Source organism: Streptomyces daqingensis (assembly GCF_014645895.1).
In the GTDB taxonomy this organism is placed as follows: Bacteria; Actinomycetota; Actinomycetes; order Streptomycetales; family Streptomycetaceae; genus Streptomyces; species Streptomyces daqingensis.
The window spans coordinates 125,255-144,859 of the sequence record NZ_BMMP01000014.1 but is presented as its reverse complement, the minus strand read 5'-3'; the positions used below and the strand labels follow the sequence as shown (position 1 = coordinate 144,859).

Below are 19,605 nucleotides of genomic sequence, written 5' to 3'. Positions count from 1 at the left end.
CCGCGGCATCGCCACGGCTGTGACGACGAGCCGACGGGCCGACTTCTCGAGAAGTCGACCCGTCGACATGGCGTCACGAACCGCGCCCCCTCCGTCCGCGACCGGTGTGCGACGCCTCGGCGCGCCGCGGCGGCTCACTGTCCGGCGGAGGCCGCCGCTCAGAGAGCGGAGAGCTCGGTGACGAGGTCGTCGAGACCGAGCGAGCCCTGGGACAGCGCCGCCATGTGCCACTTCTTCAGGTCGAAGTCGTCGCCGTGCGCCTCGCGGGCGGCCTCGCGGCCCTTGAGCCAGGCGCGTTCGCCCAGCTTGTAGCCGATCGCCTGGCCCGGCATGCCCAGGTAGCGCACCAGCTCGCTCTCCACGAAGTCGGCCGGGCGGCCGCTGTGCATGCCGAAGAACTCCTGCGCGAGCTCCGGCGTCCACCGCTCGCCCGGGTGGAACGGCGAGTCGTCCGGGATCCGCAGCTCCAGGTGCATGCCGATGTCGACGATCACCCGCGCCGCCCGCATCATCTGCGCGTCGAGGTAGCCCAGCCGCTGCTCGGCGTTGACCAGGAAGCCGAGTTCGTCCATGAGCCGCTCGGCGTACAGCGCCCACCCCTCGGCGTTGGCGCTGACCATGCCCACCGTGGTCTGGTACCGGGACAGTTCGTCCGCGACGTACACCCACTGCGCGAGCTGCAGATGGTGCCCCGGAACGCCCTCGTGGTACCACGTCGAGACGAGGTCGTAGACGGGGAAGCGGGTCTCGCCCATCGTCGGGAGCCAGGTGCGCCCCGGCCTGGAGAAGTCCAGCGACGGCTGCGTGTAGTAGGGGGCCGCCGCACCGCCGGGCGGCGCGATCCGCGACTCGACGCGCTTGACCGGCCCGGCGAGTTCGAAGTGCGTGCCGTCCAGCTTCTCGACGGCCTCGTCCATCAACCCCTGCAGCCAGTCCCGTACTTCGTCGACGCCTTCGACGGCCTCCCCCTCGGTGTCGAGGTGGCGCAGCGCGTCCCACGGCGTGGAGGCGCCGGGCAGGATCTTCTCCGCCTCCGTGCGCATCTCGGCCAGCAGCCGGTGGAATTCGGACCAGCCATAGGCGTACGCCTCGTCGAGGTCGAGGTCGGTCCCGTTCCAGTAGCGGGACCAGAGCGCGTAGCGCTCACGTCCGACGATCTCCGCCGCACCCTCGACCCCGGGTGCGTACACGTCGCGCAGCCAGTCGCGCAGTCGGGCGACGGCGCCGGTGGCCTCCGCCGCCGCTGCGTCGAGCACGTCGCGCAGCGACTCGGGACCCTCGGCGGCGAAGGCCGAGAACCAGCCTCGCCCGTCCCCTCCTTCGCCGTCGCCGTCGCCGTCGCCGACCCACTCATCCAGCTGCGTCAGGACGGTGGAGACCTGGCGCGGCCCCGCGTGCAGCCCCTTCTCCAGCCCGGCGGCCAGCGACTCGCGGTAGCCCTCCAGCGCCTCGGGGACGGCGCGCAGCCGCTGCGCCACGGCCGTCCAGTCTTCGAGGGTCTCGGAGGGCATCACGGTGAAGATGCCCCGCACGGAGTGGACGGGCGAGTGGATGTTGCTGACCGCCCGGAGGCCCTCCTGGGCGTCGTGCACGGCCAGTTCGGCCGTCAGCCTCTCGCGGAGCAGCCGCGCGCAGCGCCGCTCAGCGGGGTCGGAGGCGCCCTGCTGCTCCTCGGCCTCGGAGAGCTTGCGCAGGGTCATGCGGCTCAGATCGGCGAGGGCCTCCTGACCGGCGGGGGAGAAGTCGGGCAGCCGGCTGTGGCTCTCGGGCACGCCGAGGTAGCTGCCGGTGATCGGGTCGAGTTCGACGAGGGCGTCGACGTAGGAGTCGGCGACCTGCCGCGGGAGGGGGGTGGGGTTCTTGGCATCGGACATGGATCCATCCTCGTACGTGCGGGCCCCCGCCGTCATCAACATCAGCCCGGCGGCAGCAGCGGACCGCACTCCCAGCGCTGGAAGATCAACCGGGTCTCCACACGGGCGACTTCCTTGCGCGAGGTGAACTCGTCCAGCACGAGCCGCTGCAGATCCGACGTGCCGGTCACCGCCACGTGGACCAAGTAGTCCTCGGGGCCCGCCAGATGGAACAGCGCGCGCGACTCCGGGAGGGCGCGGATGCGTTCCACGAAGGGGCCGACCAGCTCGCGCCGGTGCGGCCGGACCTGCACCGACAGCAGCGCCTGCAGCGGACGGCCCAGCCGCGACGCGTCGAGGCGCAGCTCCTGGCCGAGGATGACGCCGCTGCGGCGCAGCCGCGTCACCCGGTCCAGGCAGGTCGACGGCGCGACGCCCACGGCGGCGGACAGGTCGCGGTACGTCATCCGGGCGTCGTTCTGCAGGAGACGGAGGAGCTCCAGGTCGACCGGATCCAGTGCGACAGAATCGTTCATCTGGCGAACGTAGCACGGTCGTTCCACCCCGCAGTCCGGCAGTTGTTCAGGATGCGCGCATGGAGAACACGCAGACCAGCGCCCCGCCGGCCCCCTCGAGCGCGCCGGCCGCCGCCCCGTACCCGCGCGCTCAGGCGACCGAGGCCGTCCACGCCGGACGGGACGACCTCGCGGCCCTCGGCGTGCACGCGGTCCCGCTGGATCTGTCGACCACCTACCCCGCACCCGACACCCGTGCCGAGGCGGCACGCATCGACGAGTTCGCCTCGGGCGGCGCACGGCCCGACGGCCCGCCGGTGTACGCGCGGCTGGACAACCCGACGGTCGCGCGCTTCGAGGACGCCCTCGCACGGCTCGAAGGGACGGAGTCCGCGGTGGCGTTCGCCAGTGGTATGGCCGCGCTCACCGCCACGCTGCTGGTCCGGGCCGCCGAGGGGCTGCGTCACGTCGTCGCCGTGCGCCCGCTGTACGGGTGCAGCGACCATCTGCTGGAGAGCGGGCTGCTGGGCACCGAGGTCACCTGGACCGACCCGGCCGGCGTCGAGGCGGCGATCCGGCCCGACACCGGACTCGTGATGGTCGAGAGCCCCGCGAACCCCACACTCGCGGAGGTCGACCTCGCCGCCCTCGCCCGCTCGTGCGGTTCGGTGCCGCTGCTGGCGGACAACACCTTCGCCACTCCCGTCCTGCAGCGCCCGCACGAATCGGGGGCGCGCCTGGTCCTGCACAGCGCCACAAAGTATCTGGGCGGCCACGGCGACGTACTGGGCGGGATCGTGGCCTGCGACGAGGAGTTCGCCTGCCGGCTGCGGCAGGTGCGCTTCGCGACGGGCGGCGTACTGCACCCGCTCGCCGGATACCTGCTGCTGCGCGGGCTGTCCACGCTGCCGGTGCGCGTACGGGCGCAGTCCCGCACCGCGGCCGAGCTCGCCGGGCGGCTGGGGGCGGACCCCCGGATCGCCCGCGTGCACTACCCGCGGCTCGGCGGGGCGATGGTCGCCTTCGAGGTGGAGGGCGACCCGCACGCCGTCACGGCCGGGGTGCGGCTGATCACCCCGGCGGTCAGCCTCGGCTCCGTCGACACCCTCATCCAGCACCCCGCGTCGATCAGCCACCGCATCGTCGCCGAGGGCGACCGGCACAGCGCCGGGATCAGCGAGAAGCTGCTGCGCATGTCGGTCGGTCTGGAGGACGTCGAGGACCTGTGGCAGGACCTGGACCGTGCTCTGGGGGTCAGTCCGAAACCGACGGGGCGCACGAGAGAGCCCGTACAGCGGGAGCTGCACCCGACAGCTGCGCCGTGACGACCAGCGTGCCCTCCTCGATCTGGTAGTCCAGCGGCAGACCGAGGCCGCGCATCGCCGCGACCATGGCCGTGTTGGACGCCTGGGTGACGGCGTACACGCTGCCCGCGCCGTCCTCCAGCGCCATCTCGACGAGACGGCGCAGCAGTTCGCCGCCGAGGCCGCGGTGCTGCCAGGCGTCCTCGACGAGGAGGGCGACCTCGGTCTCCTCGCCGTCCCACAGCAGGTGGCCGAGCGCGGCGAACTCCCCCGGTGCGGTCTCCACCGCCAGGGAGCGGCCGAAACGGGGGGAGAGCAGATGCGTGAGGAAGGAGTCGGCGTCGGCGACGGGCCCGTGGTAGCGCTTGGAGAGCGTCTCCCGGGAGCAGCGCCCGTGCAGGGCGAGCGCCGCGTCGACGTCCCGGGTGTCGGCACGGCGCACCGTGACGGACGGCCCTCCGGAGAGAGTGACGCTGTCCGGGGAGTGCGGCACCCGTTTCCCGGCGCCCAGCTGCCGGTCCAGCTCGACGAGCGCGCGTGCGCGAGCGAACTCACTGGGCGCGAAGGGCAGTTGCGGCCGTTCGATGACGAGGACCCCTCCTGCCGGGTCCCGCAGCCGCAGCACGGTCCCCTCCCAGCGGCCCTCCGGAGGCACGTCCAGCACCTCCGGATCGGTCCTGCGGCCGGACGGTGAGACGCGCGGAACCGAGCGGATGGTGCATCTGCCGAGCAACTGCCGCAGGACGAGCGGCAGTTCGGCCGTGTCCAGGGCGGTGCGGGTGGCGAGCTGCAGGACACGGGTCGGGATGTCGACGAGGGAATCCTCGTCGGCGCGCTCCGCCCATGTGTGGCGCCCGCCCGCCGCCTCGATCAGCCGGTGCAGCTCCGCCGCCTCGACCTCGCGGGGAGCGCGCAGCACGAACTCGTCGATGCTCTGCTCCGGCAAGTGCCCGGCGTCCGCGTCGAGCCGGCCCCCGGACGGGGACGGAGTATCCGCTGCGGTGGAGGAGTCCGCCGGCCGCGGTCCCAGCGGGAAGGTCTGCAGCGAGACGATGTCGATGCGTCCGCGCGCCAGTGCGGTGCACAGTTCGGCGAGCGCCCCTGGCTCCTCGTGCACCGTCGTGCGCATCAGCCACAGCGACGTCGCCCCGGCCCCCGCCGGTGGTTCCACGCCGCCGGCGCCGCTCCGCGGCGGCTCCGCCGCGGAGGCGCAGCGCCGCCGCAGCCTGCTCCAGCTCTCCTGCACGCTTCCGCCGACCAGACGCAGGAAGCCGTGACGGGATGGCTGCTCGTTCTGCGACATGTCAGTCATGCGACCCACTCTCACCCACTGCCATTGCCCGATCAAGAACGCTTTGTGACCGTCGGATTACGGCTGCTTCGGGACGTCCCGAGAACGGCGCGCCGTCACCGGCGCTCCGCCGGGCCGGTCCCCGTACCGCTCGCCGCGCCGTCCCGGGACCGGGCGACCAGCCGCCGCAGCACGGTGCCGCACCGGCGTGCGTACCAGCGCTGGAAGACCGGCAGCAGGGGACCGGCGGCGACCGTGAACCACGACACCGGTCTGCTGAAGGCGCGCACCTCCAGCCAGACCGTGCCGCCTGCGTCCCTGCTGACGACGAACGCCTCCTCGCCGCGCACCGGGTGGCCCGGCAGCGTCCCGTACGCCCAGCCGGCGCTGCGCTTCTCGGCGACGGTCCACACCACCCGGCAGGGGGCGTGCAGCCGCAGCGCTCCGACGCCGAGCCCGACGACGACGTCGACGCCCGGGGACGCGCGCAGCGCCTCCGTGCCGAAGCGCACGCCCGCCTCCCGGTGCAGTCGCCATGTCGACAGCGCCTCGGCGGCGGCCTCGAAGTCGGCCTGGCCGTGCCCCAGTCGCGTACGGACCCGGAGCCTGCGATAGCCGTCCGGCCACTCCTGCGGCCCGTGCCGGGTCGCCCCGGCCGCCGGGTAGTTCAGACGGGCGCCGGTCATCGGGTCACTGGCCGACGCGGCCGGGCTGCAGCACCTTCGTGAACAGCACAGCGCCGCCCTCCTCCCGCAGACGCACCGTCATCTCACCGCTCTCCCCGTCGATGTCCACCTGTCCGAAGTACTGACCGCCCTCCGTGGGCGGCACGTTGGCCGTCTCCGGTGCCTTGACGAACGGCTGGGCGGGCCCGAAAGTGCCGTCTAGCTTCAGCGCGGGGAAGCCTCCTGCGTTGAGCGGGCCCGAGACGAACTCCCAGAAGGGCTCGAAGTCCTTGAATGCCGCCTTCTCCGGCTCGTAGTGCTGGGCGCAGGTGTAGTGCACGTCGGTGGTGAACCACACGGTGCCGGTGATGCGTTCCGTCTTGATGTGCCGCAGGAGTTCGGCCAGTTGGAGCTCCCGGCCCAGCGGGGCACCGGGGTCGCCCTGCGCCACGCCCTCGAAGTCCGTCTTGCCGTCGGGGACGACGAGCCCGACCGGCATGTCCGAGGCGATCACCTTCCACACCGCACGCGAGCGCGACAACTCCCGCTTCAGCCACTTCAGTTGCCGCTCGCCGAGGATGCCCCGGGGGGCCTGGTCCTGCCTGCCGGGCGAGTTGGGGCCCCGGTAGGCGCGCATGTCGAGGACGAAGACGTCCAGCAGCGGGCCGTGCCGCACGACCCGGTAGACGCGGCCGTCCTCGTCCTTCGGCGGCAGCGTGGTGAGGGGGTGGTACTCGCTGAAGGCGCGCAGCGAGCGGGCGGCGAGGGTGTCCACGTCTTTGACCTTGTAGCGGTCGTCGTCGAGGATCTCGCCCGGATACCAGTTGTTGAGGACCTCGTGGTCGTCCCACTGGACGATGGAGGGCACCTGGGCCTGGAAGCGGCGCAGCTTGCCGTCGAGCAGGTTGTAGCGGAAGTTGCCGCGGAACTCCGCGAGCGTCTCGGCGACCTTGGACTTCTCCTCGGTGACGACGTTGCGCCACACCCCGCCGTCCGGCAGGGCGACCTTCTCCGCGAGCGGGCCGTCGGCGTAGATCGAGTCGCCGCTGTTGAGGAAGAAGTCGGGGTCGAGGCGGCGCATCTCCTCGAAGATCGGATAGCCGCCCCGGTCGGGGTTGATGCCCCAGCCCTGTCCCGCGAGGTCGCCCGACCAGAGGAAGCGCACCTTGTGGCGGCGCTTGTCCGGAGCCGTGCGGAAGGTGCCGCGTACGGGCTCGCCCGTGCGCCGCGGGTCGTCCGCGTCGGCCAGCATGACCCGGTAGTGCACCTGCTCCCCGGCGGGCAGGCCGTGCACCGGCGTCATGCCCGTGTAGTCCGTGTCCGGGCCCACGACGGGGCCGATCCAGCGGCGCGCGTTGCGGAAGGACTCCGTCGCCGAGGTCTCCACGACCATCCGGGCCCTGCGGTCCGACCGCACCCAGATCAGTCCCGACGACGAGGTCACGTCCCCCGCCTGCACCCCCCACTTCGCGGCGGGACGCCCCTTGAGCGCCTGGGCGGGGGCCGCCCCCGAGAGGGACAGCGCGGCCGAGGCCGCGAGCGAGCCGCGCAGCAGCGTGCGGCGTGCCGGGACCAGGCCGGGGGTGAGCGGGTTGCCGGGTTCCTCGTGCGCCATGGACGAGCCTCCTGGATCGCGGTCGTACGGAGCAGGCGGGTACGGGCCGAGCACAGCGACACGTGCCACCGCCGGGGGCGGCGCACGCGGCGCTGCGTGGAGCGCAGCATGGGACTGGACTCAGTCAACACCGACGCCGCGGCGGCTGAAAGGGTTCCGGATGATCGGCGTGGTGCTCGTCATCCCGGGGACGGGGCCCGTCCGGGCAAGGGGGCCCCGGTTCCGGACGACGTCCCGGTGCCGCCCGGGGTGCGCCGGGGGCTATGACGCGGTCGGGTCTCGATTGCCGCAGGACTCTTCCCTCCTGGCCCGCCGGAGGTCAAAGTGACGTCACTCGACTCGCGGACGTGCCGGCCGCGGGCGGCTGAGGGCCCGCATGCCCTGATGCGGCGTGCGGCGCGGGCAGAGCACCGACGAGAACGGACTGAAACGACAATGACTCCAAAGCTGTCTGCGCTTGCGGCTTTCGGCGCAGAACCGTCACACTTCCCGACCGCCGTCAGGCGATGGTGAAAGGTTAGGTTCGGTGGCGAATCCGGGACCCGTCGTCGCGCATGCCTGCTTGCCTGACCAGCGGTGCACGCATGCCGGAGCGGGCCCTGCCCCAGTCGTTGAGGACCGCTTGTGATGTCGTACAGCCCCCCTGCCCCCGAGCCGTGCCCGCAGCCGGGGCGTGCCGGCTGTGAGGCTGCGGGGAAGCGCCGATGAGGGGCACGGCAGGCAGCCACGGCCGCGGCGTCCGCATCGTCTACAGCCCCGCCGGCTTCGACTTCGAACTGCGCGGCGCCGTCGAGGAGTTGCGCGCCGGACGCTGGATGGCGATGCGCACGCTGCTGGCGAGTACCGGCAGCTCCTGGGGGCTGCGTACGACGCGCTCGCAGGTGCTCGGCGTCGTCGCGGCGGGTTCGCACGTGGTCGAGACCTGGCTGCAGGAGTCGCCGAAGGACCCCGACGCACGCATGATGCACGCCAGGGTGGCCGTGGAGCGCGCGGTCCGGGCCCGTCGTGAACAACACCACACCGCACAGGAGTTGGAGCAGGAAGCCCGTCAGGAGTGCTATGCGGCGGCCGAGTTGCTGCCCGCGGACCCCGTGCCCTGGGTGGCGCTGCTCGCCCTGGCGAGACTCGACCAGCGCCAGGAACGCGCAGAGCACCGCGAACGCGCCGCCGAGCCGATGCTGCCGCCCGGCCCCTGGGGCCTGCTGTACCGCGTCTACGAGCGCGACCGCTACAACCGCGAGGCGCACCACCGCATGCTCCATTTCCTCCACGCCCGCGCGGAGCGGGACGCGGGGAACGCGGGGTCACGCGCCTCGGCGATCGACTTCGTCCGCTGGGTCTCCTCGTGGGCCCCGGCCGGCTCGGAACTGCTGGCGCTGCCCCTGTACGCCTACGTGGAGCAGTACCGGCGCCAGCGCGCTGCCCAGCCGTCCAGCGGCCATCTGCTGCTGAGCAGGCAGTGGTCGCACGACCCGGTCGCCCTCGACGCGCGATCGGCGCTGCAGGGGTGGTTCGAGCTGACGGACCCCACCACCCAGTCGGTGCTGGACCTGAACCATCTGGCCCACGCCCTGTGGGCCGGCCAGCGCACGTCGGACGCCGCCCGGGTCTTCGCCGCTCTCGGCCCGTACTTCACCCCGCAGCCCTGGCTGCAGGTCGCCGAGGACCCCGAACAGCCGGAAGCGGCCAGGACGGAGTTCCTCCGGGCGCGCGACCACTGCCTCGCCGCGGACGACTGACCCCTCCGGCTCCGCCGCCCCTCGCCGTTCCCCTCTTTCCGCTCCGCCCCTCTTCCGCCGCCACCCCCTCGCCGTTCCGTACCCAGAAAGTCCCGCAGGAGGTTCCGTGTTCCCCACCGCCAGGTCGCGTCGCCCCGGCCGCATCGACGACGACGCCAAGCTCCGCGATCTGGGCTACCACCCCGTGCTGATCCGGCGGATGGGCTCGTTCGGCAACTTCGCCATCAGCTTCTCCGTCATCTCCGTCCTCTCCGGATGCATGACGCTCTACGGCTTCGGCCTGGTCACCGGCGGGCCCGCGGTGATGATCTGGGGCTGGGTCCTGGTGGGCCTGATGGTGATGTTCGTCGGTGCCGGGCTGGCGGAGGTCACCAGCGCGTATCCCACCTCGGGTGCGCTGTACTACATGGCGGACCAGCTCGGAGGGCGCCGCTGGGGCTGGTACACCGGGTGGCTCAACCTGCTGGGGCTGCTGGGCACTCTGGCCGGTATCGACTACGGCGCCGCGATGTTCACCGGAGCGCTGCTGAACCTCCAGTGGGGGATCGAGCCGACGCCGGGGACCGTGATGCTGATCTTCCTGTGCATCCTCGTGCTGCACGCGGCGCTGAACCTCTTCGGCGTGCGCCTCGTCAGCGTGCTCAACTCGGTGAGCGTGTGGTGGCACTTCGCCGGCGTCGCGTTGATCGTCACGGTGCTGGCGGTCGTCCCGTCGGAACACCGCTCCGCGTCCTTCGTCTTCGGTGAGTTCGTCAACGACACGAACTGGTCGAGCCCGGTGTACGTCGTCATGATCGGTCTGCTGGTGGCCCAGTACACCTTCACGGGGTACGACGCCAGCGCACACCTCTCCGAGGAGACGACGAACGCCGAGGTCAGTGCGGCACGCGGCATCGTGCGGGCCGTCGGCTGGTCGTGGCTCGCGGGCTTCGTGCTGCTGGTCGGGCTGACGTTCGCGATCCAGGACTACGCCGGGACACAGGGCAGCGCGACCGGAGTGCCGCCCGCGCAGATCTTCCTGGACGCGCTGGGACTCACGGGCGCGAAGCTGCTGCTGCTCGTCGTGATCGTCGCCCAGCTCTTCTGCGGCAACGCGGAGGTGGCCGCCGCCAGCCGCATGGTCTTCGCCTTCTCCCGCGACGGCGCACTGCCCTTCTCCACGCACTGGCGGCGCGTCCACCCGCGCACCGGCACGCCGGCGCGCGCGGTCATGCTGACGGTGGCAGTCGCGGCCCTGCTCGCCCTGCCGGCGCTCTACAGCGAGGCCGCGTACGGCGCGGTCACCGCGATCGCCGTCATCGGCGTCACACCCGCCTACGCGATCCCGATCTACCTGCGGCTGCGCAACAAGGACCGCTTCCAGCAGGGCAAGTGGAACCTCGGACGCTGGGGAGTGCCCATCGGCTGGACGGCCGTGGTCTGGGTCGTCTTCGTGACGGTGCTCTTCTGCCTCCCCCAGAAGACGCCCGTCGACGTCGAGTCCTTCAACTACGCGCCGCTCGCGCTCATCGGCGTGCTGGGCCTGGCGACGTTGTGGTGGGCCGTCTCCGGGCGCGGCTCGTACACCACACCCGGGTACCGGGCCGGCGGCGACGAACGCGAACTGGCGGAGATGAGCGAGGAGATCGTCTGACCCCACGGCCCGGCACCGGGGCCCGCCCTGTGGCGTCCGGTCGCGGCCGGGACCTCCGGCCCAGGTCCGCGGACGTACGTCAACAGGTCCTGCGGGCCGAGGAGTTCGGACGCGGCGCTGTCTACGGTTTGCGGTCGGGGGGCCACGCCCCGGCCGAGCCCGCAGACCGCGCGCCCCCGGGCGCAGACAGGGAGCCCGTGATCCATGACGATCGGCGTCCGCGACCACATCCGTATCGCCCGCCCGACGCGCGACCTGGCGGCCGCCGAGCGCTTCTGGGTGGGCGGCCTCGGCCTCGACGTGCTCTACCGCGGTGAGCCCGGCCCCGCCAGGGGCGGCGGGGAGGAGTACGCGCTGCTGATGGCGGGGCCGCGGGGCGCGGGCTGGCACCTGGAGCTGGCGCGGGACGAGGAGCGTCCCGTGGAGCCGACACCGGGGGAGGACGATCTGCTCGTGATCTACCTCGACGGCCCCGTTCCGGAGGAGACGGTGGCGAAGCTGGAGGAGCACGGCGGCAGGCGCGTACCGGCGCGCAACCCGTACTGGGACACTTGGGGCGTGACCGTCGAGGACCCGGACGGATACCGGCTGGTGCTGTGCACGCGGGGCTGGGCAGAGGACGAGGGCCCGAGCACAGCCGCGACGGCGGTCCCGGGGGGCCCGTAGGCGCCCCTTCGAGGTGGGCAGGTCTCCGCGACGGAGACCCGACAGGGAAGGAACGTGCACGATGAGCCGCGAGGGCGACGGCACGATGGACGGCAACGAGAAGTACGGCAAGAAGCCCTTCAAGAGGTCGAAGAGCCACTTCGCGGACCGGATCACAGCGGACGGGGCGGACGGCTGGCCCGTCGAGGCCGGCCGCTACCGGCTCGTGATCAGCCGGGCCTGCCCGTGGGCGAGCAGGGCGGCGATCTCCAGGCGGCTGCTGGGGCTGGAGGACGCGCTGTCGCTGGCCGTCACCGATCCCCTCCAGGACGAGCGCAGTTGGCGCTTCACGCTCGACCCGGACGGCAAGGACCCCGTCCTGGGCATCCGCTACCTCCACGAGGCATACGACGCGCGCGAGAGGGACTACCCCGGCGGCGTGAGCGTCCCCGCCGTGGTGGACGTGCCCAGCGGCCGGCTGGTCACCAACGACTTCCAGCAGATCACCCTGGACCTCGCCACCGAGTGGACGGACCTGCACAGGCCGGGCGCGCCCGACCTGTATCCGCAGGAGCTGCGCGAGGAGATGCACGAGGTGATGGAGGGGGTCTACCGGGACCTCAACAACGGCGTGTACCGGGCGGGTTTCGCCACCGGCCAGGCGGAGTACGAGGCCGCCTTCGAGGACGTCTTCCGCCGCCTCGGACTGCTCTCCGAACGGCTCGCAGGCCGCCGCTACCTCGTCGGCGAGAGCATCACCGAGGCCGACATCCGCCTGTTCACGACGCTGGTGCGCTTCGACGCCGTCTACCACGGCCACTTCAAGTGCAACCGCTACAAGCTCACCGAGGACCCCGTCCTGTGGGCCTACACCCGGGACCTGTACCAGACGCCCGGCTTCGGCGACACGGTCGACTTCGACCACATCAAGCGGCACTACTACGAGGTCCACACCGGCGTGAACCCCACGGGCATCGTGCCCTGCGGGCCGGACCTGTCCGGCTGGACGTCCCCGCACCACCGCGAGCAACTGGGCGGACGCCCCTTCGGCGACGGCACCCCGCCCCCGCCGCCGCCCCCGGAGGAGGAGGTGCCGGCGGCACACCGGCCCTGAGCGGCGCCGTCCGGCGGAGGCGGTGCTGTCAGGCGGCCCGCGCCGTCTCCAGTACGAGCCGTGCGACGAGCGCCGGGTCGTCGTTCATCGGCACGTGCCCGCAGCCGGGGAGGGGGACCAGACGGGCGCCGGGGATCGTCTTCTTCGCGCGGATCCCCTGGCGGGGGAGGAGCAAGCGGTCCTTGGCGCCCCAGCCGATGGTCACGGGCATCCCGGGGAGGTCGTGGTCGAAGACGGAGCCGGGGCGCCTGCCGACGGCCAGCACCGGTGCGAAACCCGTGGCCGCGCGCATCGAGTGGGTCTCGGCGACGACCGCCTCGGGTGAACGGCGGCCGGGCCGGGCGTAGATGGTGCCGGTCAGCGCGGCGCGCCCGGCGGTGCTGCCCGCGAGCCGCCGCAGCAGCCCGTCCGGTATGGCCTTCGCCCCGGTCCGCATGCCCGTCAGCAGGGCGTAGGCGTAGCGGCGCTCCGCCTGTGTCCAGAAGCCGGCCGGGGACAGTGCGGTGACCGAGCTCGCGTGGCCGTGCAGCGCGAGCTCCAGGGCCAGCAGCCCGCCCAGGGAGTTGCCGACCAGGTGCGGCCGATCGAGCCCCAGGGCACGGAGACCCTCGCCCAGCAGCGGGATCACGCTCTCCAGTTCGTAGGAGACGCCCTCGGGCAGCCGCGGCGAGGCGCCGAAGCCCGGCAGATCGACGGCGACCACCTCGTGCGAGGCGGCCAGGATGCTCAGCACCGGCTCCCACGCCTGCCAGTGGTGTCCGATGCCGTGCAGCAGCACGACGGGTTCGCCGCTGCCGCGGCGCTCGTAGGCGAGGTCGAAGGACGGCGACCCGGCGGGCGAGACGCGCACGAACGACTCGGTCCGGGGTACGGGGACATGGGGCGAGGCGACAGCGGTCATGGGCGTTCCTGTCGGGTTCGGGCCCGGACACCGGTCGCGGTGCGGGGGCACGGCAGTTCGTAGACACGATGTCAGCAAGTGAGCCCGCGTGGAAGGTCGCCCGCTGTCCGCGGGGGCAGGACTGCGATGATGTGCGGGTGGACGCCGAACAGAGCGCAGCCGACCCCGACGCCCGACTCCGCCGTGCCGGCACATCCTCCAACGAAGCCCCGGACGGGGGCGGTTCTGCCGGCGGCGGCCCGCTCGTCGGTCGCGGCGGCGGTGCCCGGGACGACCGCGACGGCCGAGGCGGCCGCGGTCCGGATGCCGCCCAGGACGCCACGGCCGTCTTCGAGCAGCACCGCGGGGTCCTGATGGGCGTCGCCTACCGCATGCTCGGCAGCGTCGCCGACGCCGAGGACGTCGTCCAGGACGCCTGGCTGCGCTGGCAGTCCGCGGGAAGGGACGGCGTGAGGGAGCCCCGCGCGTACCTGGTGCGCGTGGCCACCCGCCTCGCTGTCGACAGGCTCCGCTCGGCGCAGCGCCGCCGGGAGACCTACGTCGGGCCGTGGCTGCCCGAGCCGCTCCTCACGCACGCGGGCACCGGCCCGGAGCGGGGCGGTGCGGAACCGGACGCCGCGCAGAGCGTGCTGGCCGCCGAGTCCGTCTCCTTCGCCCTGCTGGTCGTGATGGAGTCGCTCTCGCCCCTGGAGCGCGCGGTGTTCGTCCTGCGCGAGGCCTTCGGGTTCCCGTACGCGGAGATCGCCGCCGCCCTCGACCGCAGCGAGGCGGCAGTACGCCAGCTCGGCGGCCGAGCCCGCGCGCACGTGGCCGAGCGGCGCCCCCGTTTCGACGTCGACCCCGAGGCCCGGCGCGACCTGACCGAGCGGTTCCTGGCCGCCGCCACCCGGGGCGACCTCGCCGCGCTGATGGAGATGCTCGCCCCGGACGTCCGCCTCCTCGGCGACGGCGGCGGCAAGGCGAAGGCGCCGATGCGCGCCATCACCACCGCGGACAAGGTCGGCCGTTTCGCGGAGGCGATCGCCCGACGCGGCCTCGCCGCGAAGGACTTCAGGTTCATCGAGGTCAACGGCGGCCCCGCCCTGCTCGCGACGGAGCAGGGAGTCCCCACGGACGTCCTGCAGATCGACGTCGCCGGCGGCCGCATCCAGAGCGTCTACATCGTCGCCAACCCCGACAAGCTGACCCGGTTCACGCCCTGACCGCTCCGCCCGGCAGCCGGCAGCCCCTCACCCCGGGCTGTCCGGCGGCCCGCCTCGACCACGGTCCGGCGTCGGTCACAGTCCGCCGGAGACGCGCAGAACGGCACCGCTGGTGAAGGACGCCTCGTCCGACATCAGCCAGGCGACGGCGTCCGCGATCTCCCGGGGCTCGCCGGGGCGGCGCAGCGGCGTCGCGTCCGCCTTCTTCCACGCCCTGTCCGGATCGCCCATGGCGGCGTGCATCCCGGTCAGCACGGCCCCCGGCTGCACCGAGTTGACGCGGACTCCCTGCGGCCCGAACTCCTTCGCCAGTCCGACCGTCATCGCGTCCACCGCCGCCTTGGACGCCGCGTAGTGGACGTACTCGCCGGGTGCCCCGAGGGTCGCCGCGCAGGAGGAGATGTTGACGATGCTGCCTCCCTCGCCGCCGTGTCCCGTCGACATCTCCAGCAGGGCCCGCCGCGCGCACAGCAGCGCGCCGAGGACGTTCACGTCGAGCACGCGGCGCATCACGGACGTCGGCGTCTCGGTGAAACCGCCCAACGGGCCGGACACCGCGGCGTTGTTGACGAGGCCCGTCACAGCGCCCAGCTCGTCGCGCACCGTGTCGAAGAGCCGCTCGACCTGCTCCTCGACGCTGGTGTCCACCTGAACGGCCACCGCGCGCATGCCCTCGGCCCGGACGGCGAGGGCCGTCTCCTGCGCGTCCTCCCGCGAGCGCTCGTAGCCGATGCCGACGTGGTGGCCGGCCCGCGCGAGGCGCACGGCGACGGCCGCGCCGATGCCTCTGCTGCCTCCCGTGACCACCGTGACCCGCTGCTGTTCCGTCATGACGATGCCCTCCCGACCCTGGTGAACGATGATCGATCATCGCAGCTGAGGGCGGCTTCGGGGAACGGTTCCCGGTCCCCGGATTGGTCTTGACCAAGCTGGGGACCCGCCCTATCGTCGGCCATACGCAACAACCTTTAAAAAACAAGCACGTATAAAGTCCGGCCGCTGCGGGCCGGGCTGGACGCGGGGAAAGCGGAGGCCACTGTGGGGACCACACAGGTGGAGGCTGTGCCGGAGCCGAAGTACTGGCACTTGAAGACGGTGCTGTCCGACGCGCTGGACTCCGAGTTCGAAGTGGGGGAGATCCTGCCGAACGAGCGCGAACTCGCCGCCCGCTTCGGCGTCGCCCGGGCGACCCTGCGCCAGGCGCTGGAGCAGCTCGAACTGGAGGGACGCCTGCAGCGCAGGCGCGGCGTGGGCACCACCGTCGCACCGCCCCGCTTCGGTGTCGACGTCGGCCCCGCGGAGGACAGCTGGCCCGGCGCACCCGACGACGCGTGGCAGACCGGCGACTGCGAGGACGTCGAACCGCCGGCCCCGGTGGCGCGGTTGCTGGGTGACGACGCCGGGTCACCCGTCCACTCGGTGCGCCGTACGCGCATGACGCACGGGCAGCCCGTCGCCACCGAACTCCTCTACGTTCCGCACGCATCCGTCCCCGGACTGCCCGCCATAGAGGCCGCGGGAGGCTCCGCCCGGGGCCGCGCGGTCCTGCGCGAACTGCACCGTCTCGAACTCGAGGGGCAGGAGCGGACCGTGGAGCTGGGCTCGGCCCGCGCCGACGACGCCCGCCAGCTTGACCGGCTGCCCGGCGCCCCGGTGCTCGTGGTCACCACGCGCTACCTCGCGCGCGGGACGACGGCCGCCGTCGCCGTCGCCACCTACCGGGCCGACACGTGCAGGCTCACCTTCGGGGACGCCCAGCCCGGCGCCCTGATGGCCGGCTGAGTCCTCAACTGCCGGGCTGAGCCCCCGACTCCGGGCTGAGCCCCAACTGCCGGGCTGAGCCCGGCAGTCAGCCGGCGTCCACGCTGAACAGCTCGTCCTCGACCTGGTCGAGGGCGAGCCGCAGCGCTCCCGTCGCGACCGCCGCCTCGCCCAGCACCGACAGCTCCACGCGCGGGGGGCGCAGGCAGTAGCGCTCCAACTCGCCCCGCAGCGGCTCCAGTACGCCGTCCAGCCCGGACGCCCAGCCGCCGATGACGACCAGTTCGGGGTCGAGCGCGAGGACCAGCGCGGCCACGTCGTGGACGAGCCGCTGCACGAAGCGTTCCATCGCCCGGCGCGCCTGCTCGTCGCCGGCGCGGGCGAGCGCGAAGACCCCCGCCACCGCCGCCTCGTCGAGAGGGTGGAGCGGCTCGCCCGTCGTCGACAGCAGCCGCTCCGGAGTCGCCTCCCGCCCCAGCAGGTGCAGGGCGCCGATCTCACCGGCCGCGCCGCCGAAACCGCGGTGCAGCCGCCCGCCGATCAGTGAGCCGGCGCCGGGGCTGAGCCCGATCAGCACCATCACGACGTCCTCGGCGCCGACCGCCGCGCCCTTCCAACGCTCGGCGACGACACCGGCGTTGGCGTCGTTCTCCACGAGAACGGGGCAGCAGAAACGCTCCCTCAGCCGCTCGCCCAGCGGCAGTCCCGTCCAGCCGGGCAGCGCGGTTCCGAGCCGTACGGTGCCGTCGGCCTCGACGATGCCCGGCGTGCCCACGCCGACCGCCCGCAGCGACTCGCGCCGCACGCCGCTGCTCTCCAGCAGTTCGTCCACGGCCCCGTGGGCCTCGGCCAGCCGCTGGTCCTCGGGGGCTCCCTCGCCGACCTCGCGCGCGGCCGTGCCGGTGGTGCGGCCCGTCAGGTCGGAGAGGACGGCCGCGATGCGGTGCGACCCGACCTCCACGCCGAGCGCGTACCCGGCCTCGGCCCGGAAGCGGAAGCGCCGGGCGGGACGGCCCCGTCGCGCGTGCTGGGCAGCGGAGCCGGGTTCCTCCTCGGCCTCGGCGGCGAGCCCGGCATCGACCAGACCCTCGACGACGCCCTCGACCGTCGGGCGGGAGAGCTCGGTGGCGTGGGCCAGGTCCGTCAGCGTCAGCGGAGGGCGGCCGAACTGGGAGCGCAGCACACGCAGCACGGCAGTCGAGTTGATCCGTCGCAGCAGAGAAGGATCCCTGCCGGAGAGCCGCGCCAAGTCCGCCTCCCTGCCTGTCCCGTGAGGCGGATCGTACCGCCCGGCCTCCCATTACCACGAGTAGGGGGCGGTCAGCCCGGGGCGACGAAACCGGACTCGTACGCGAGGATCACGGCCTGCGTGCGGTCCCGCGCGCCGAGCTTCGCGAGCAGCGAGCTGACGTGTGTCTTCACCGTCTCCGTGCCGACAACGAGCCGCTGCGCGATCTCCGCGTTGGTCAGCCCGGCGGCCACCAGCCGCAGGACCTCCTCCTCGCGGGCCGTCAGCGCGGCACGCTCCAGCACCGCCCGCGCCCGCGGATTGCCGTGGGCTGCGGCGAGTTCGCGCAGAGCGGCTGGGAAGAGCAGGCTCTCGCCCTCGGCGGCGAGCCGCACCGCGTGGACGATCTCGGCGGGCGCGGCGCGCTTCAGGAGGAAGCCGTCCGCTCCCGCCCGCAGCGCCTGGTAGACGTAGTCGTCCTGCTCGAACGTCGTCACCACGAGGATCTTCGGCGGGCCGGGGACGGAACGCAGCACCGCCCGCGTCGCCTCGATCCCGTCGAGCAGCGGCATGCGGACGTCCATCGCCACCACGTCGGGGCGCAGTTGACGCACCAGCGGCACCACGGCCGCGCCGTCCGCGGCCTCGCCCACCACGCTGATGTCCGGCTGGGCCTCCAGGATCGCCCTGAGTCCCGCCCGCACGAGCGGCTCGTCGTCGACGAGGAGCACGGTCACCGGCACGGGCGCACCCCGAAGCCTGTCACGCCGTTCCCCCGGTGCTGCGGGCGCCGTCCGGTGAGGAGGCCACGGACTCCGGCAGGCGGCGCCCGCGTTCCCGGAGGCCGCCGCCCGGGGGTGCCTGCGGCAGCACGGCCCGTACGCGCCACTCGTCACCGGCCGGCCCCGTCTCTGCCCGGCCGCCCAGCAGTTCGGCCCGCTCGCGGATCCCGCGCAGCCCCCTTCCTCCCGCGCGGCCGGCGGCGGACGTCGAACTCTCCGGCAGCGGGTTGCGCACTTCGAGTTCCAGGCCGCCCCCGCCGGCTTCGAGTGAGACCGCCACCGGCACCGGGCCCGCATGGCGCAGCACGTTGGTCAGCGCCTCCTGCAGGATGCGGTAGCCCTCGCGCGAGACGGGGCCGGGGAGGTCGCCGAGCGGTCCCCTGATCCGCTCGGTGACCTGGGCCCCGGCCGCCCGCGCGGAGGCCAGCAGGCGTCCGGCGTCCTCGACGCCCGGCCGTGACGCCGGCCGGGGCGCGTCCTCGCGCAGCAGGCGCAGGACGCGTTCCAGGTCCTCGAGCGCCTCCCGGCCGGACGACTCGATCGCGGACAGGGCCCGCTCCGTGAACTCCGGCGAACCCGCGGCACGCGCCGCGCCCGCCTGGACGACGGACAACGTCAGCGCGTGCCCGATCGAGTCGTGCAACTCCCCGGCCAGACGGCTGCGTTCGAGCATCGCCTCGGTGCGCTCCTCCGCCGCGGCGAGCAACTCCGTGGGAGAGGGCCCGAGGAGGAGGCGGGCCGCCGCCAGCGCCACCCGCCCGGGAAGCACGACGACGCACACGAGCGTGGTGAACGCCGCCGCGGCCAGGAGCAGGCACTGCCCGGGCTCCGACGGGAGGAACGGGCCCAGCTCCGTCTGCGGGGCGCCGGACGAGGCAGTGACCAGCAGATCGACTACCGCCGTCGTGAGGACGACGCTCGACCAGGCGACGGCGAAGCCCAGTTGGTGCCGGAACGTCAGCCAGAGAGCGGTCCTCGCGCGGTCGTTCCAGGACGCCGAAGGAGCCGCCGAGAGACCGTCGTGGACGGTGGTGCCCGCTCCCTCGGGGCTGTGCCGGGCGTGCGGGCCCGGCCGCAGCATCAGCCGGGCCTGCAGCCCCTCGGCCAGCCGGGCGTCCGGCAGGATCGCCGCACACCACAGCAGCGGCAGCGGCAGCACCAGGACCCACAGCAGGCCGGGTTCCAGCAGGCCGATCCAGCCGGGGTAGACGAAGCTGCACACCACCGCGGGCAACGAGCCGATGAGCAGGTGCAGCCACCGCGTGTAGGTGACGGCGCGAACCAGCGCGCCGGGCATTCGCAGCGGTCGCGGCAGCAGTGAGAGGGCGGGCACGGCCTCATCGTGCCAGCGCCGCAA

At 73.2% G+C, this 19,605-nt stretch carries 17 protein-coding genes; 7 read left to right on the top strand and 10 right to left on the bottom strand.

What is annotated here, in order from left to right:
* Positions 1–158: 158 nt before the first annotated feature.
* Both IEY56_RS20970 and IEY56_RS20965 read right to left on the bottom strand, forming a co-directional pair.
* Positions 159–1,874: a DUF885 domain-containing protein gene (locus IEY56_RS20970; RefSeq protein ID WP_189038810.1), complete on the bottom strand. Its 1,716-nt coding sequence runs from the start codon at positions 1,872–1,874 to the stop codon at positions 159–161.
* A 41-nt stretch (positions 1,875–1,915) separates the two neighbouring features.
* The gene (locus tag IEY56_RS20965; protein ID WP_189038809.1) at positions 1,916–2,389 is read right to left on the bottom strand and encodes an Lrp/AsnC family transcriptional regulator; all 474 of its coding nucleotides are present in this window, start codon (positions 2,387–2,389) and stop codon (positions 1,916–1,918) included.
* A 59-nt stretch (positions 2,390–2,448) separates the two neighbouring features.
* Here IEY56_RS20965 and IEY56_RS20960 point away from each other — a divergent pair, with 59 nt between their 5' ends.
* Positions 2,449–3,693, top strand: a complete 1,245-nt coding sequence (locus IEY56_RS20960; protein ID WP_189038808.1) for a trans-sulfuration enzyme family protein — start codon at positions 2,449–2,451, stop codon at positions 3,691–3,693.
* Here IEY56_RS20960 and IEY56_RS20955 read toward each other — a convergent pair.
* The 3 genes from IEY56_RS20955 to IEY56_RS20945 all read right to left on the bottom strand — a co-directional run bounded on the left by IEY56_RS20955 (position 3,623) and on the right by IEY56_RS20945 (position 7,243).
* Positions 3,623–4,984 carry a GNAT family N-acetyltransferase gene (locus IEY56_RS20955; RefSeq protein ID WP_189038807.1) on the bottom strand — a complete coding sequence of 454 codons (1,362 nt, stop codon included), beginning with the start codon at positions 4,982–4,984 and terminating at the stop codon, positions 3,623–3,625. The genes IEY56_RS20960 and IEY56_RS20955 overlap by 71 nt on opposite strands.
* A 95-nt stretch (positions 4,985–5,079) precedes the next feature.
* The gene (locus IEY56_RS20950; RefSeq protein ID WP_189038806.1) at positions 5,080–5,649 is read right to left on the bottom strand and encodes a DUF1990 domain-containing protein; all 570 of its coding nucleotides are present in this window, start codon (positions 5,647–5,649) and stop codon (positions 5,080–5,082) included.
* 4 nt (positions 5,650–5,653) lie between these two features.
* Positions 5,654–7,243: an alkaline phosphatase D family protein gene (locus tag IEY56_RS20945; protein ID WP_189038805.1), complete on the bottom strand. Its 1,590-nt coding sequence runs from the start codon at positions 7,241–7,243 to the stop codon at positions 5,654–5,656.
* A gap of 704 nt (positions 7,244–7,947) precedes the next feature.
* On the opposite strand from IEY56_RS20945, the gene IEY56_RS20940 reads away from it, so the two are divergent.
* The 4 genes from IEY56_RS20940 to IEY56_RS20925 all read left to right on the top strand — a co-directional run bounded on the left by IEY56_RS20940 (position 7,948) and on the right by IEY56_RS20925 (position 12,374).
* Entirely contained in the window at positions 7,948–8,982 is a 1,035-nt protein-coding gene (locus tag IEY56_RS20940; protein WP_189038804.1) for a hypothetical protein, read from the top strand.
* A gap of 106 nt (positions 8,983–9,088) precedes the next feature.
* Positions 9,089–10,615: an amino acid permease gene (locus IEY56_RS20935; protein WP_229712078.1), complete on the top strand. Its 1,527-nt coding sequence runs from the start codon at positions 9,089–9,091 to the stop codon at positions 10,613–10,615.
* Positions 10,616–10,819: 204 nt separating this feature from the next.
* Complete coding sequence (locus IEY56_RS20930) at positions 10,820–11,281, top strand: VOC family protein (protein WP_189038803.1); 462 nt, start codon at positions 10,820–10,822, stop codon at positions 11,279–11,281.
* Positions 11,282–11,342: 61 nt separating this feature from the next.
* Entirely contained in the window at positions 11,343–12,374 is a 1,032-nt protein-coding gene (locus IEY56_RS20925; protein WP_189038802.1) for a glutathione S-transferase family protein, read from the top strand.
* A gap of 28 nt (positions 12,375–12,402) precedes the next feature.
* Here the strand turns inward: IEY56_RS20925 and IEY56_RS20920 are convergent, their stop codons facing one another.
* Positions 12,403–13,275 (bottom strand): alpha/beta fold hydrolase, encoded by an 873-nt coding sequence (locus IEY56_RS20920; protein ID WP_189038801.1) that lies wholly within the window; start codon positions 13,273–13,275, stop codon positions 12,403–12,405.
* 137 nt (positions 13,276–13,412) lie between these two features.
* Between IEY56_RS20920 and sigJ the strand changes: the two genes are divergently transcribed.
* Positions 13,413–14,477, top strand: a complete 1,065-nt coding sequence (gene sigJ, locus IEY56_RS20915; protein WP_268241339.1) for an RNA polymerase sigma factor SigJ — start codon at positions 13,413–13,415, stop codon at positions 14,475–14,477.
* 75 nt (positions 14,478–14,552) lie between these two features.
* Here the strand turns inward: sigJ and IEY56_RS20910 are convergent, their stop codons facing one another.
* Entirely contained in the window at positions 14,553–15,308 is a 756-nt protein-coding gene (locus IEY56_RS20910; RefSeq protein WP_189038799.1) for an SDR family oxidoreductase, read from the bottom strand.
* Positions 15,309–15,515: 207 nt separating this feature from the next.
* Here IEY56_RS20910 and IEY56_RS20905 point away from each other — a divergent pair, with 207 nt between their 5' ends.
* Positions 15,516–16,259 carry a GntR family transcriptional regulator gene (locus IEY56_RS20905; RefSeq protein ID WP_189038798.1) on the top strand — a complete coding sequence of 248 codons (744 nt, stop codon included), beginning with the start codon at positions 15,516–15,518 and terminating at the stop codon, positions 16,257–16,259.
* Positions 16,260–16,326: 67 nt separating this feature from the next.
* On the opposite strand, the gene IEY56_RS20900 is transcribed toward IEY56_RS20905, so the two are convergent.
* The 3 genes from IEY56_RS20900 to IEY56_RS20890 form a co-directional block, all read right to left on the bottom strand.
* Positions 16,327–17,487 (bottom strand): ROK family protein, encoded by a 1,161-nt coding sequence (locus tag IEY56_RS20900; RefSeq protein ID WP_189038797.1) that lies wholly within the window; start codon positions 17,485–17,487, stop codon positions 16,327–16,329.
* A gap of 71 nt (positions 17,488–17,558) precedes the next feature.
* On the bottom strand, positions 17,559–18,209 hold the full coding sequence (locus IEY56_RS20895) for a response regulator (RefSeq protein ID WP_189038796.1): 651 nt from the start codon (positions 18,207–18,209) through the stop codon (positions 17,559–17,561).
* Positions 18,210–18,228: 19 nt separating this feature from the next.
* A complete protein-coding gene (locus tag IEY56_RS20890) occupies positions 18,229–19,581 on the bottom strand; it encodes a sensor histidine kinase (RefSeq protein ID WP_229712077.1) in 1,353 nt (450 codons plus the stop codon).
* Positions 19,582–19,605 lie beyond the last annotated feature (24 nt).